Origin of the sequence: Winogradskyella helgolandensis, from assembly GCF_013404085.1 — a bacterium.
Classification (GTDB): Bacteria; Bacteroidota; Bacteroidia; order Flavobacteriales; family Flavobacteriaceae; genus Winogradskyella; species Winogradskyella helgolandensis.
The window spans coordinates 3,035,530-3,049,235 of sequence record NZ_JABFHO010000001.1 but is presented as its reverse complement, the minus strand read 5'-3'; the positions used below and the strand labels follow the sequence as shown (position 1 = coordinate 3,049,235).

Below are 13,706 nucleotides of genomic sequence, written 5' to 3'. Positions count from 1 at the left end.
AATGATTATATTGATTCTTAATTATTCATGTAAAAGTAAAATAATTGATAGAATTACTTAAATTTTAGAATACATATTGAATAAAGCTTAAAGTTATTGATGAAACGTTTTTATAACCTCATTAAAAACAACTAAGGAAAGTCATCAAATCATTGCATACATCTATTTGTGGATAGCTATGACTTCAGCATTGAATGCCTTATAAATAAACAATTTAATCAACTATTTATTTTAAACGTTTTAATTCAGGAAGCATGGCTTCATTTTTATTTTGAAACGATTCTTCGTTGCGTAATACTTCGTTTAAAAACTGAATCACTTCAAGTATATATGGCCCTTTATTGAGCATTATGCATTCAGCTTTTAAGGCATTGTTAATATCAGACATCTCTGAACGGGATGGAATACCTTTTTTTGCTAAATTCTCTAGTACTTGAGTTGCCCAAATGACAGGAGTATGAGCAGCAGTACACATACGCAGAATTTCGTTTTGAACCCGACCAATATTTTGCCAGCCTACTTCTATAGCTAAATCGCCTCGTGCAATCATAACCCCAAAAGCATTGGTTTTAGTTTTGGTGGTTAACAGAATATCCTTTAGATTATTATAAGCTTGTTTGGTTTCTATTTTTAGTATCACACCCAAATTATTGGCATTATGAAATTCCATAAGTTGGAATAAATCCTCTAAATCTTCTGTGGTATTCACAAAACTAAAATTGACGATATCAGCATATTTAGCAATGACGGCGAAATCCATTTTGTCTTTTGGTGTCAAACCTGCAATTCCCAAATTAGATTCTGGTAAATTAATACCTTTATCGGTCTTTAGTTTTTCACCATTTATTTTGCATCGCTTAATGTTGATTCCTATTTTTTTTGCGTCCACACTTGTAATCGTACCTTCAATTTTTCCATCATCAAAATAGATATGTTCTCCTAGTTTTACTTTTGAAATGATATCTGGAAAACTACATCGCAATTGTTTTTCTATATTTAAAATTGGCTCACTATCATCTATAATCTCAATGTAGTCCCCTTCATTTATAGTCATATACTTAAGGTTTTCAGAACCTAAAACTGTTCTAATTTTAGGTCCACTTAAGTCCATTGCGATAGTTACAAAACGATTATGTTTTAGGGCTGCTTTCCGAATATGTTCCACCATTGAAATCCACTCGGTTTCCGTATCATGAGCACAATTTATGCGTGCACAGTTCATACCTTGTACGACGAAATCCTCAATCATTTGGTAGTTGTTTGCCGCTTCAGATGGCATGGTGACCATGAGTCTCACACGCTTAACTCTAGACTTTCTCCCAAGAAGCCTTTTGGTGTTTTTATTCAATTTTTTTTTCGGCACGTGCAATGGTAATCCGTTTTTGCTTCTTTAAATGGTCTGGCACATTTAACAAACCGCAGACCAAACGGTGTAAAAGGTAGAGTGATTGCAGCATATGGTCTTCCGAACGCGCCAAACGCGATGCTCCTATTTTTTTTAGTTGTTTTTGAAGTCCACTGACATCAATCTTTCGAATCGCTATATAATGCAACAGATTTTGAGCACTTGCTCGTTTTCTTTCAATAGGTTTTAGGTCACTAGGCAATACAACTTGTTCGAGAAGTGTAATGATTGTCTCGAGTTCTTTTTTTAGTTCGTTGAGTTGTTTTGTTTTCATAATAATTGCCACATTTAAGTTACCGTATTACACTTGATTTCACAATTGTGATTCTTAATTTAAATGCTAAAAAATGATCTCGCAATCAAAACAATCAATTAATCATCAAATAAATACAAATGATTGACTTGCGTTATTTAGTGTCTTTTATCTTTATTCTAAAAGTAGTAAACTTTATACGTTTTTAAGATGTTATGTTGTTATTTTTATGTAAAATAAAGCTGTATTCTACTATTTTCTAAATAAGAAAAAACCGTTGAAAAAGTTGGGTTATTCTATGCTGTTTTTTGCATTATCAGTATCTTTGTTAGTGTCTGATCTCACTAAGAAATAGACGACCTTTTATATCCTTTATAATGAAAAATTACAAACCCAAAAATAGATTAACTGCACAAGCTTATATTAATGGTATATTAGATGGAGATCGCGTTTTATTATCTAGGGCTATTACTATTATTGAAAGTAATTTAGAAAGTGATAAAATCTTAGCGAAAGACATTGTTCAGGCTATATTACCGAGTTCAGGACAATCTATTCGTATTGGTATTACAGGAGTTCCTGGAGTTGGAAAAAGTACATTTATTGAGGCTTTTGGGTTGTATCTTGTAAAAGAAGGTCACAAGGTTGCTATTTTATCGATAGACCCAAGTAGTCAGCGCACTAAAGGTAGTATTCTAGGTGACAAAACTAGAATGGAAGAATTGGCCAATTTGGAAGAGGCCTATATTAGACCATCCTCTTCTGGAGATACTTTAGGTGGTGTTGCCAATAAAACGGGTGAAACTATGTTATTGTGTGAAGCTGCTGGTTATGATGTTATTTTAATTGAAACTGTTGGTGTAGGTCAATCCGAAACCGCAGTTCACGGCATGACGGATTTCTTCTTACTCTTAATGCTGTCTGGTGCTGGTGATGAGTTACAAGGCATTAAAAAAGGGATTATGGAAATGGCAGATATGCTTGTTATTAATAAAGCAGATGGTGATAATATTACAAATAGTAAAATAGCGAAACGGCAATACCAAAATGCGTTACATATATTTCCGTTGTCTGAATCTGGATGGAGTCCTGTAGTGAGTACCGCTTCTTCCACAAAAAATATTGGGATTTCTAATGTTTGGGATCAGGTTTTAAAATATAAAGCACTTGTTGATGCCAATGGTTATTTTGTAAAAAACAGAAATCATCAACAAATTAAATGGATGTACAACAACATCAATGAAGAATTAAAACATATGTTTTATGGTTCTAAACATATAAAGACGGAACTCTCACAATTAGAAAAAGATATAGTGTCGTCTGAAATTTCACCAGTAAAAGCAGCCCTACAGGTTATTGAAAAATTTAAAAAGTCCTTTTAGAATGCATCTCAATTAAATGTTTAAATATTACTAATGATGGCATCTCATAATTATTTTGACAAGCAGTTTGAATTGCGCTATTTTGAAATGAATGAATTAGGCCTAGCCACACCTGCCATAATGTTAGCGTTATTAGAAGAAACTGCTGCAGATCATTGTTATTCCATAGACCATAGTTTGTTTGATTTGTTTAAGGAGAATATAGGTTGGGTCTTATTTTCTGGTGTTTTACAAATGGATCGGTACCCCAATTACAAAGAAAAAATAACGATTAGAACATGGCTATCAAGCTACTCCTCTATTAAAGGATATAGAGAGAACCTCATTTTTGATGAAAATGAAAACATTATCGGTCGTGCTAAAGGCTTATGGGTATTCTTTGATATCGAAAAACGACGACCAACACCGATTTACGAGGATATTAAAGAGAAATGGTCTTATTGTAATGAAACGTCTATTGCTATAAATATTAAGAAGAAAATTAATGCTGTGGAATATGCCGATTATCTGGGAAAATTTAAAGTAAATCGGTTTGATACAGATATGAATAAGCACGTCAATAATATTCGATATTTGCAATGGGTTATTGAATCTATTCCAGAGGAGATTGTCAATACGCATTTTCTACATGTTATTGATGGCCGATTTATTGCTGAAGCACAATTTGGAGATAATGTGCTTTCATTAACCAAAGAACTTGAGACAAAAAATACTTTTCAGCATACGATAAAGGTTGAAGGCAGTGCTAAAGTTTGTGCTACTGCGACTACTGTTTGGAAAGCTTATTGAAAATTTTCTAGATACACACAGATTTTAACTTGCTTTATGTTAAATGATTTTATAAAAAAAGCCCGAACAATTCATGTTCGGGCGTTTTCACTAACAAATTAACGAGGTTCTCTAATCCTGCGCTAAATATTTTTCCATAATTGTAATAGCTGATTCTGAAATCACTGTTCCAGGACCAAAAATAGCTACTACTTTACGTTCTAATAAAAAGTCATAATCTTGAGCAGGAATTACTCCACCTGCAAAGACCATAATATCTGGTCGGCCTAACTTTTCTAATTCTCCTATTAACTGCGGAATTAAAGTTTTGTGACCTGCAGCTAAACTTGAAGCTCCAACAAAATGTACATCATTTTCAATAGCTTGTTTTGCGACTTCTTCTGGAGTTTGGAATAAAGATCCCATATCCACATCAAAACCTAGATCAGCAAAACTAGACGCGACCACTTTAGCACCTCTATCGTGTCCATCTTGACCCATTTTTGCAATCATTACCCTTGGTCTTCGACCTTCAATTTCAGCAAATTTATCTGCTAATTTTTGAGCTTTTACATAGGTGCTGTCATTATTCACTTCTTTTCCGTAAACACCACTTATTAATTTAGTAGCCGCTTTATGTCTTCCAAAGTGCACTTCTAATGCATCTGAAATTTCACCTAAAGTAGCAAAGTTTTCAGCAGCTTCAACTGCTAATTCTAATAAGTTACCTTCACCTCCACCAGCACAATTTTCTAAAGCTTTTAAATTAGCAGCAACAAGTTCTGAATTTCGTTCCGCTTTCATTTTATTTAAACGTGCAATTTGAGATTCTCTTACAGCGGTATTGTCAATATCTAAGATTTCAATATTTGATTTTTCAGTGGTTTTAAATTTATTAACACCAACCAAAATATCTTGTGCAGAATCTAAACGCGCTTGTTTTCGTGCAGACGCTTCTTCAATACGTAATTTAGGAACTCCGGTTTCAATAGCTTTTGCCATACCACCAAGTTCTTCAACTTCTTCAATGAGTTTCCACGCTTTCTTAGCAATCTCTTGCGTTAAATACTCTACATAATACGAACCAGCCCAGGGATCTACAGATTTGGTCATCTGCGTTTCATCTTGAATAAAAATCTGTGTGTTTCGTGCAATCCTTGCTGAGAAATCTGTTGGTAACGCAATCGCTTCATCTAAAGCGTTGGTGTGTAAGGATTGTGTGCCTCCTAAAGTTGCAGCCATGGCTTCAATACACGTTCTCGCGACATTATTAAAAGGATCTTGCTCACTTAGACTCCAACCCGATGTTTGACTATGCGTACGCAATGCCATTGATTTTGGATTGGTTGGATTGAATGATTTTATGATTTTAGCCCAAAGCATACGTGCTGCACGCATTTTTGCAATTTCCATAAAATGATTCATTCCTACTGCCCAGAAGAATGATAATCGCGGTGCGAATTCATCAATTTTTAGATCAGATTTTAATCCGGTTCTAATGTATTCCATACCATCAGCTAAGGTATAAGCTAACTCAATATCTGCTGTAGCACCTGCTTCTTGCATGTGATACCCACTAATAGAAATAGAGTTGAACTTCGGCATATTTTTAGTTGTGTAATCGAAGATATCACCAATAATCTTCATAGAAGGTAAAGGTGGATATATATACGTATTACGCACCATAAATTCTTTTAAGATGTCATTCTGAATCGTTCCAGAAAGTTGATTTAATGGCACACCTTGTTTTTTTGCTGCTGCAATATAGAAAGCCATAATTGGTAAAACCGCTCCATTCATGGTCATAGATACCGACATTTTATCTAATGGAATCTGATCGAACAAAATTTCCATATCCAAAATAGAATCGATTGCCACACCAGCTTTACCAACATCACCAGTAACACGTGGGTGATCGGAATCGTAACCACGGTGTGTTGCTAAATCGAATGCTACAGACAGTCCTTTTTGACCTGCCGCTAAGTTTCTTCTGTAAAATGCATTAGATTCTTCTGCTGTTGAAAAACCAGCATATTGACGAATGGTCCATGGTCGCATCGCATACATAGCGCTATAAGGCCCTCTTAAAAAAGGTGGCACACCAGCTGTAAAATTTAAATGTTCAGCTTCTGAAATATCGTCTTTTGTAAAATGTTTTTTTACAGGAATACCTTCAGGTGTATTCCAAATGTCTTTACTCTCTGAAGGAGCAACTGTTTGCTTAACAGCTGTGTTTAGTGTTATATCTGAAAAATCGGGTTTCATGTGTTTTTATTTAAAGATTTCAATAGTTTAATGGCATCGCCAAAGCGATTTCATACTTCTAAAGATTTAAAGGTTTTTTGGATTTTTTCCTGAATAGCAGCTAGTGTCACAAGAACATCAGTTCTCATGTTAACCACACCATCTAAACCAGCTTCAGTTAATTCGTCCATATTTTTAGGTGCTCCTGCTAGTAACAACACTTTGTCTTTACTAAGCGCTCTAAAGGTGTTTATAAAGTCGAGTGCAGTAGCATCGTAATCGTCATCGGAACTACAAATAACCACCACATGTGAATTTGATTTTGCACTTTCATAAGCCGCTATAGTAGCCGTTTCAAAACTTTCTTCTTGATGTACATCAAAACCACTAACACCAATAAAATCGTAAGCAAATGCTGCTCTCGCTTTTCGCATCGTTAAATTACCATAGCTGGCTAATTGAACAATTGGACGCACATTCGTTTCAGCCACTAATTCTTCAGTGACACGTCTCATAGCTTCAATTTCTAAAGACGCACGACGTGGTGTTAATACTTTTGGGTTTGAATCTTTACTTGTAGATAATAAATTTTTATCTACCGTTTCCATTAAGTTAGGATATTTATTAATCCCAACCATCGCTGTACGACGTTGGCTTAATAATTTCAGTTTTTTCAAACGAATTTCAGCAATTTGTTGTTGAATGGTTTCGTTTTCAAAAGCTGTAAAGAAACCACCTTCACTTTCAATGGTTTTAAATAACTCTAAAGCTTTTTCCGCGATTTTAGAACTTACTTCTTCAATATAATAAGAGCCATCAACAGGATTAGAAACTTTTCCGAAATAAGATTCTTCTCTTAAAATGGTAGTAATGTTTCCTGCAATACGACTTGAAAAATCGGATGCGCTTTTAAATTCCTTATCGTAAGCATCAATTAACACACCATCTACATTACCTAATATAGCAGACATGGCTTCTGTAGTACAACGCAATAAATTCGTTTCGGCATCAGTAATAGATTTACTCCAAATTGATGTCTTAGCCGTTATGGTATTAGAAAAATCTGAAATACCATATTTAGCAGCTACTTCAGCTAATAAATTATTGAAGGCTCTAAACTTTCCTATTTCAACAAAATATTCTAAACCGATAGCGAGTAGCACATTTAAGTTGTTAAAAACATCTTGAACAGCAATACCTTTTGCTTTTAGTTTTTCGGTTAAGAATACTAATGCATTTAAAGTATAAGCAATCTCTTGAACTTGGTTAGCACCTGAATCTAAAAATTCAGTTCCAGAAATGGTGAGCGCTTTAAAATCTGGGAAGTCTGCTGTTAATTTTATTAATTCTGCAGCGTTATCAATTTGAGTATCATCAAATGATCCTGTGGTGACATAGTTAGAAATGATTCTGGTGTTAATGTAGCCTTTTAAGTCTTTGCCTTTAGCATATTGAACTAAGTCTTTAGTAAAAGGGATAACATTATTATACAATTCAAAAGACACTGTAATAGTACTTAAGTCAATATCTTTTAAAAGTTCTTCGACTTTGACTTCACTTATAATTTGAAAAATGATACCGTTGATGCCTTCTTCAATGGCTTTTTTAGCGGCATCATTTCCTGTTTCAGAACAGCAAACGGCAACGGTTCTATAATTGACCAATGTTTGAGAATTTTCTCCTGTATTTTTAAGCTGTGTGATTTTAGTTTCACTATTATAACACGGTTGAATATTGATACCATTTAAGTTTTTCCAAACTAGTTTTTTATCAAAATCCGCACCTTTTAAATCGGCTGTAACTCTTTCCATCCACTGTTCTGTTGACACTGGTGGGAATTCTGAAAAGAGCGGTTTATTTTTAGTATTCATATTAATTATTTGAATTTATTAATTATCCGTATAATTTATAAAGCTATTATTTGCATTGTGTAAACCTGTTGAATTTATGGAATCCTTTTCCATTTGTTTCCGGCTTATTTTTACTGATGTACACAGATATGTTGCTATATACCGAAGACGGATTTACTAATTTATTATATCATTAAACTGCTTCCGAATCTTTCGAAAATAGCTTTATCTAATTCTTCTCTGCTATTAGGATGTGCAATATCTCTTAAGGATTGTGCACGTTCTTTTAAGCTTTTACCAAATAATTCGGCAATACCATATTCTGTAGCTACATATCTTGCATGTGCTCTGGTAGTTACAACTCCTGAACCTGGTTTTAACAAAGATACTATTTTTGAAACACCTTTTGAAGTCATTGATGTAATAGCTATAATAGGTTTTCCTCCTTTAGATAAAGCAGCACCACGCATAAAATCCATTTGTCCACCAACACCCGAAAACATTCGTGTTCCGATAGAATCTGCACAAACTTGACCTGTTAAATCAATTTCTATGGCTGAATTAATTGCTGTTACTTTGGGGTTTTGTCGAATTATAGAGGTGTCATTCACATACGCAATATCATTCATTTCAATTTCTGGATTATCATCCATAAAATCATACAAACGACGTGTTCCCATTGCAAAACCAGATATTATTTTATAAGGATTTACTTTTTTATGAGAGCCATTAACGATGCCTTTTTCAACTAAATCTACAATACCTTCCGAGAACATTTCGGTATGAATTCCTAAATTTTTATGGTTGTGTAAAAAGGTTAAAACAGCGTTTGGAATACCTCCAATTCCCATTTGAAGTGTTGCTCCATCTTCTATAATACCTGCGATATTTCTACCAATCGCTTCTTCTTCTGCAGAAGGTGCAACAAATTTCATTTCATAAATGTCTTCATCAACTAAAACACAAGCATTAAATTTGTTTAAATGCACTAAGGCATCTCCAAATGTACGTGGCATTTTAGGGTTGATTTGCGCGATTATTGTCTTCCCTTTTTCGATAGCAGAAATTACAATATCAACAGATACTCCTAAAGAACAAAAACCATGTTTATCTGGTGGAGACACGTTGACTAAAACGACATCTAAGTTCATGTAACCTTCGCGGAACAAACTTGGAATATCACTTAAAAAAATAGGAATATAATCAACTGTATTACCTACCATTTTTCTAACATTTCCACCTATGAAAAAAGCTTTTGTATGAAAACTTTCTCTCAAATCGGGATTCGTATAACCACTTTCACCTTCGGTATGTAAATGAACGATTTCAACATTTTTTAATTCCGGAGCACGATCTACCATAGCTTTCACTAAGGTTTGTGGTGTGGCAGAACCACCTTGTATTAATACACGATCGTTTGATTTTATGAGCTTAACAGCTTCAGTAGCTGTCATTATATTAGGTATTTTCATGCTGAAAAAATTTAAATAATTATAGTTGTTTATGCCAAGAAGCTTAAAATGATACCAGCTGCGATGGCAGAACCAATAACACCAGAAACATTAGGTGCCATGGCATGCATTAGTAAATAATTAGTTGGATCTGATTTTAACCCTTCATGATGTACTACTCTCGCACTATCTGGCACGGCAGAAACTCCTGCTGCACCAATTAATGGGTTTATTTTATTGTCTCCTTTTAAGAATAGATTCATGAATTTTGCAAATAGTAATCCTCCCATTGTAGCGATGACAAATGATATGGCGCCAAGTCCAAAGATTAACATAGAATCTTTAGTGATAAAAATATCGGCTTGTGTTGACGCACCAACTGTTACACCTAATAGAATGGTGACGATGTCAATTAATTTTGTTCTTGCAGTATCTGCTAAACGTTCTGTTCTACCAGATTCTTTTAACAAGTTTCCAAAGAATAACATCCCCAATAATGGTAATGCACTAGGTGAAATGAATAACGTTAGAATCATAGCGACTACTGGGAAAATCATTTTCTCCTTTTGAGTTACCGCTCTTGGTGGTTTCATTTTGATTTTTCTATCTTTTTTTGAAATCAACAAGCGCATTAAAGGTGGCTGAATTACAGGAACCAATGCCATATAAGAATACGCAGCAATTGCGATTGGGCCAATTAAGTTTTTAACTGTTGTACCATCTGGAAGTAGGTTAACACCGTTTGCTAATTTAGACGAAAGGAAAATGGCTGTTGGTCCATCTGCACCTCCAATGATTCCAATAGCACCAGCTTCAGGAAGGGCAAAACCTAGGTACAAAGCTCCCATAAACGTAGCGAATACACCGATTTGTGCCGCACCTCCTAAAAGCATTAATTTAGGATTGGCGATTAGTGATGAAAAGTCGGTCATAGCACCAATGCCTAAGAAAATTAATGGTGGATATATCCCTTTTACAACACCAAAGTAGAGGTAATTTAAAACTGATCCGGTTTCATAAATACCGGTTTGGTTTCCGGCAACAAAAGGAATATTTCCTAAAATCACACCTGCTCCAATAGGGATTAGTAGTAAAGGTTCGTAATTGTATTTAATACCTAAATAGATAAAAACGATTCCTATAAAAATCATAATGACGTTACCTGAGGACGAATTTGCAAATCCTGTATAACTATAAAATGATTTTATACCATCAACGGCTTCGGTGATAATACTTTCTTCTTCATTATCGTCAACTTGTGTTGTAGATATTGAAGAATTAGAGGCTGAGTTTATATTTTCGCCTAATCCCAATACTGGTCTAAGAAAAACGAGCAAAGCTATAGAGCTAAATATTATAATTAATTTCTTCATTTTTTAATTTTAAATAATGATTAGTATACTTTATTGAATAACGTTACTACGGCTATTCGAGTTCTATCAATATGGCATCTTGCAACACTTGTTGTCCTACTACAACTTTTATAGAAGCTACAACACCAGCTTTTTCGGCAACGATGTTATTCTCCATTTTCATAGCTTCAAGAACTAATAATAAATCGTTTTCCTTAATCGTATCTCCAACTTTTACATTTAGAGATAGAATAACTCCTGGAATAGGTGCTACAATATTAGTTTTTTGAGACTTTGGTGTGGTTTGTAAAGGTGCGGCTGGTTGTTTTGAAGCCGATCGCACCAAAGTAGGAGTCTTCGTTTTTTTAATCTCAGTACTCATAATTACATCATAAGAAGTGCCATTAACTTCTAAGTTAATGATATTATCTTCGTGTGATTTTACATTAACGGTGTAGCCGTTTTCGTTGACTTTGAATTTATATGTTTTCATGTATCTTAGTATTTATAGTGTTTTTCAGTGTACTCATGCTGTTCGCTATTTATCATTTCTTTGAGTGAAAAATTTTGAATCAGCGCGCTTCATATGTTATAATCTATTTTGAGTTCCATAAATTTTTGAACTCCAAGGCGAATATGTTTTCTTGACTTGTTTTATAGTTAAGATGCCACTTTCTACATCATGTTGTTCACTTAAGTACATATGAACCGAAGCACCAATTACAGCAGAAAGTTCTCCTGTAAAATCACTATCACGTTTAACTTTAATTTCACTAATCTTTTTGTCTTTTCCTTTCGTTATTATTTTGTAGATATATAACATTACGGGCAATCCGTAATTAAAGAAAAGTGCTAGTGTGACTAAAGCCCCAAAAACAATTAATAATCCTGTAATTAGAATAACATAGCCTTCACTAATGGGATCTGTATATAATAGTATCTGTGTCATTATAGTGGGATATTTGAGTGTTTTTTAGGTGGATTGACGTCTTTTTTATTTTGAAGCAATTCTAATGCTCTAATGATTCTGAAACGTGTATTTCTTGGTTCAATAACATCATCAATAAATCCATATTTAGCAGCTTGATATGGGTTAGCGAATCGCTCTGTATATTCATCTTCTTTTTGCTGTATATAATCTAGTTTTTCGTCAGCATCTTCTATTTTTCTAATATTAGAACCTTCTAAAACTTCAACAGCTCCCTTCGCTCCCATTACCGCAATTTCTGCAGTTGGCCATGCATAATTTAAATCGCCTCGTAATTGTTTACAACTCATTACATCGTGTGCTCCACCATATGACTTTCTTAGGGTAATAGTGACTTTAGGTACGGTCGCTTCACCATATGCAAATAATAATTTGGCTCCGTGCAATATGATTCCTCCATACTCTTGTCCCGTTCCTGGTAAGAATCCTGGTACATCAACTAAGGTTACGATTGGAATATTGAAGGCATCACAAAAACGAACAAATCGTGCTGCTTTACGAGAGGCATCAATATCCAAAACACCTGCATAATATTTAGGTTGGTTAGCTACAATACCAACAGGTCGTCCATTAAATCTGGCAAAACCTACACAAATATTTCTGGCATAATTTCTATGCACTTCAGTAAACTCTCCATTATCAGCAAGGATTGATATTACATCTACAATATCATAAGGTTGATTAGGATTTTCTGGAATAATTTCATTTAAGGCATCTTCTAATCTATCAATAGGATCATTACAAGAAATTATAGGAGCTTCTTCTAAATTATTAGAAGGCATATAACTCAATATTTTACGAATAAGCATTAAATTTTCTTCGTCATTTTCTGCTAAAAAGTGAGATACACCAGATCGTGTAGAATGAATTTTAGCACCACCTAATTGTTCTGCCGTAACAACTTCACCTGTCACCGATTTCACAACTTTGGGGCCTGTAACAAACATATAGCTTGTTTCTTCAGTCATAATTGTAAAGTCCGTTAATGCTGGAGAATACACAGCTCCACCTGCACAAGGTCCTAAAATTGAAGAAATTTGAGGAATAACACCAGAAGCCATAATATTTCGCTGAAAAATTTCAGCATAACCAGCTAAGGATCTAACCCCTTCTTGAATACGTGCACCACCAGAATCATTTAATCCGATAACAGGCACTCCAATCTTCATGGCCATATCCATCACCTTACATATTTTTAAAGCGTAAGTTTCTGATAATGATCCACCGAAAACGGTAAAATCTTGCGCAAATAAATACACTATTCTTCCGTCAATAGTTCCGTGACCTGTAACAACACCATCCGATAGATAAATTTGTTTATCTAATCCGAAAGATTTTGTTCTGTGTGTTACAAACATGTCGAATTCTTCAAAACTATCGTCGTCTAAAAGAATGTCTATACGCTCGCGAGCCGTTAATTTACCTTTAGCATGTTGAGAGTCGATACGTTTCTCTCCTCCACCCAACTTTGCTTTTACTCTTTTTTCTATGAGCTCGTTAATTTTATCTTGATTTGCCATAATTTCTTTTCTTATCTAAATATTATATCAAATTATTCTGGTTTTGAACACAGTTCTGTAAGTACCCCTAAAGTTGATTTTGGATGTAAGAATCCAATCTCTAAGCCTTCGGCTCCTTTTCTAGAGGTTTTATCAATTAGAGTTACACCTCTTTCTTCGGCAGTTTTGAGAGCTTCGGTAGTATTATCTACAGCAAATGCAATATGATGTATACCTTGTCCTTTTTTAGCAATAAACTTTCCGATTGGTCCATCAGGCGACGTGCTTTCTAGTAATTCAATTTTTGTATTACCTACCAAAAAAAAGGCTGTCTTTACCTTTTGGTCGACAACCTCCTCTATAGAATAGCATTTCATTCCTAAAACCTGTTCATAGTACTTTATCGCTTCATCTAAATTTTCTACTGCAATTCCTAAATGCTCTATGTGTGATATATTCATAATGATAATTTTATTTCTTGTACAAATTTACTTTAGGACTGTTTTCTGTTTTA

The 13,706-nt window shown here is 34.3% G+C and carries 12 protein-coding genes; 2 read left to right on the top strand and 10 right to left on the bottom strand.

The features are described 5' to 3' along the window. Nucleotides 1-226 precede the first annotated feature (226 nt). Both HM992_RS12855 and HM992_RS12850 read right to left on the bottom strand, forming a co-directional pair. Nucleotides 227-1,348 carry a pyruvate kinase gene (locus tag HM992_RS12855; protein ID WP_179319947.1) on the bottom strand — a complete coding sequence of 374 codons (1,122 nt, stop codon included), beginning with the start codon at nt 1,346-1,348 and terminating at the stop codon, nt 227-229. Beyond that, a complete protein-coding gene (locus tag HM992_RS12850; protein ID WP_179319946.1) occupies nt 1,341-1,679 on the bottom strand; it encodes a hypothetical protein in 339 nt (112 codons plus the stop codon). The genes HM992_RS12855 and HM992_RS12850 overlap by 8 nt, the downstream gene beginning before the upstream one ends. Nucleotides 1,680-2,035: 356 nt before the next feature. Between HM992_RS12850 and meaB the strand changes: the two genes are divergently transcribed. Together meaB and HM992_RS12840 are read left to right on the top strand one after the other, a co-directional pair. Beyond that, the gene (gene meaB / locus HM992_RS12845; RefSeq protein ID WP_178985372.1) at nt 2,036-3,040 is read left to right on the top strand and encodes a methylmalonyl Co-A mutase-associated GTPase MeaB; all 1,005 of its coding nucleotides are present in this window, start codon (nt 2,036-2,038) and stop codon (nt 3,038-3,040) included. A 33-nt stretch (nt 3,041-3,073) separates the two neighbouring features. Continuing rightward, nucleotides 3,074-3,829 (top strand): acyl-[acyl-carrier-protein] thioesterase, encoded by a 756-nt coding sequence (locus HM992_RS12840; RefSeq protein ID WP_229720493.1) that lies wholly within the window; start codon nt 3,074-3,076, stop codon nt 3,827-3,829. 111 nt (nt 3,830-3,940) lie between these two features. Here the strand turns inward: HM992_RS12840 and scpA are convergent, their stop codons facing one another. From scpA to mce, 8 genes are all read right to left on the bottom strand, one after another. Continuing rightward, nucleotides 3,941-6,073: a methylmalonyl-CoA mutase gene (gene scpA / locus HM992_RS12835; protein ID WP_179319945.1), complete on the bottom strand. Its 2,133-nt coding sequence runs from the start codon at nt 6,071-6,073 to the stop codon at nt 3,941-3,943. Nucleotides 6,074-6,123: 50 nt separating this feature from the next. Then, complete coding sequence (locus tag HM992_RS12830; protein ID WP_179319944.1) at nt 6,124-7,923, bottom strand: methylmalonyl-CoA mutase family protein; 1,800 nt, start codon at nt 7,921-7,923, stop codon at nt 6,124-6,126. Nucleotides 7,924-8,087: 164 nt separating this feature from the next. Next, nucleotides 8,088-9,374 carry an acetyl-CoA hydrolase/transferase family protein gene (locus tag HM992_RS12825; protein ID WP_179319943.1) on the bottom strand — a complete coding sequence of 429 codons (1,287 nt, stop codon included), beginning with the start codon at nt 9,372-9,374 and terminating at the stop codon, nt 8,088-8,090. 29 nt (nt 9,375-9,403) lie between these two features. Beyond that, nucleotides 9,404-10,726: a sodium ion-translocating decarboxylase subunit beta gene (locus HM992_RS12820; protein WP_229720492.1), complete on the bottom strand. Its 1,323-nt coding sequence runs from the start codon at nt 10,724-10,726 to the stop codon at nt 9,404-9,406. Between the two features lie 52 nt (nt 10,727-10,778). Further along, nucleotides 10,779-11,198: a biotin/lipoyl-containing protein gene (locus tag HM992_RS12815; RefSeq protein WP_178985368.1), complete on the bottom strand. Its 420-nt coding sequence runs from the start codon at nt 11,196-11,198 to the stop codon at nt 10,779-10,781. A gap of 96 nt (nt 11,199-11,294) precedes the next feature. Continuing rightward, nucleotides 11,295-11,654 carry an OadG family protein gene (locus HM992_RS12810; RefSeq protein ID WP_178985367.1) on the bottom strand — a complete coding sequence of 120 codons (360 nt, stop codon included), beginning with the start codon at nt 11,652-11,654 and terminating at the stop codon, nt 11,295-11,297. Further along, the gene (locus tag HM992_RS12805; protein WP_178985366.1) at nt 11,654-13,213 is read right to left on the bottom strand and encodes an acyl-CoA carboxylase subunit beta; all 1,560 of its coding nucleotides are present in this window, start codon (nt 13,211-13,213) and stop codon (nt 11,654-11,656) included. The genes HM992_RS12810 and HM992_RS12805 overlap by 1 nt, the downstream gene beginning before the upstream one ends. 32 nt (nt 13,214-13,245) lie before the next feature. Then, nucleotides 13,246-13,653, bottom strand: coding sequence for a methylmalonyl-CoA epimerase (gene mce, locus HM992_RS12800; RefSeq protein WP_178985365.1), 408 nt, complete (start codon nt 13,651-13,653; stop codon nt 13,246-13,248). Between the last annotated feature and the right edge of the window lie 53 nt (nt 13,654-13,706).

Bases quoted from the DNA above. Each gene is read 5' to 3' on its own strand.
- HM992_RS12840 (WP_229720493.1), top strand. From the start codon at position 3,074: ATGATGGCATCTCATAATTATTTTGACAAGCAGTTTGAATTGCGCTAT.
- HM992_RS12805 (WP_178985366.1), bottom strand. From the start codon at position 13,213: ATGGCAAATCAAGATAAAATTAACGAGCTCATAGAAAAAAGAGTAAAA.
- scpA (WP_179319945.1), bottom strand. From the start codon at position 6,073: ATGAAACCCGATTTTTCAGATATAACACTAAACACAGCTGTTAAGCAA.
- meaB (WP_178985372.1), top strand. From the start codon at position 2,036: ATGAAAAATTACAAACCCAAAAATAGATTAACTGCACAAGCTTATATT.
- HM992_RS12850 (WP_179319946.1), bottom strand. From the start codon at position 1,679: ATGAAAACAAAACAACTCAACGAACTAAAAAAAGAACTCGAGACAATC.
- HM992_RS12820 (WP_229720492.1), bottom strand. From the start codon at position 10,726: ATGAAGAAATTAATTATAATATTTAGCTCTATAGCTTTGCTCGTTTTT.
- HM992_RS12830 (WP_179319944.1), bottom strand. From the start codon at position 7,923: ATGAATACTAAAAATAAACCGCTCTTTTCAGAATTCCCACCAGTGTCA.
- HM992_RS12815 (WP_178985368.1), bottom strand. From the start codon at position 11,198: ATGAAAACATATAAATTCAAAGTCAACGAAAACGGCTACACCGTTAAT.
- HM992_RS12810 (WP_178985367.1), bottom strand. From the start codon at position 11,654: ATGACACAGATACTATTATATACAGATCCCATTAGTGAAGGCTATGTT.
- HM992_RS12825 (WP_179319943.1), bottom strand. From the start codon at position 9,374: ATGAAAATACCTAATATAATGACAGCTACTGAAGCTGTTAAGCTCATA.
- mce (WP_178985365.1), bottom strand. From the start codon at position 13,653: ATGAATATATCACACATAGAGCATTTAGGAATTGCAGTAGAAAATTTA.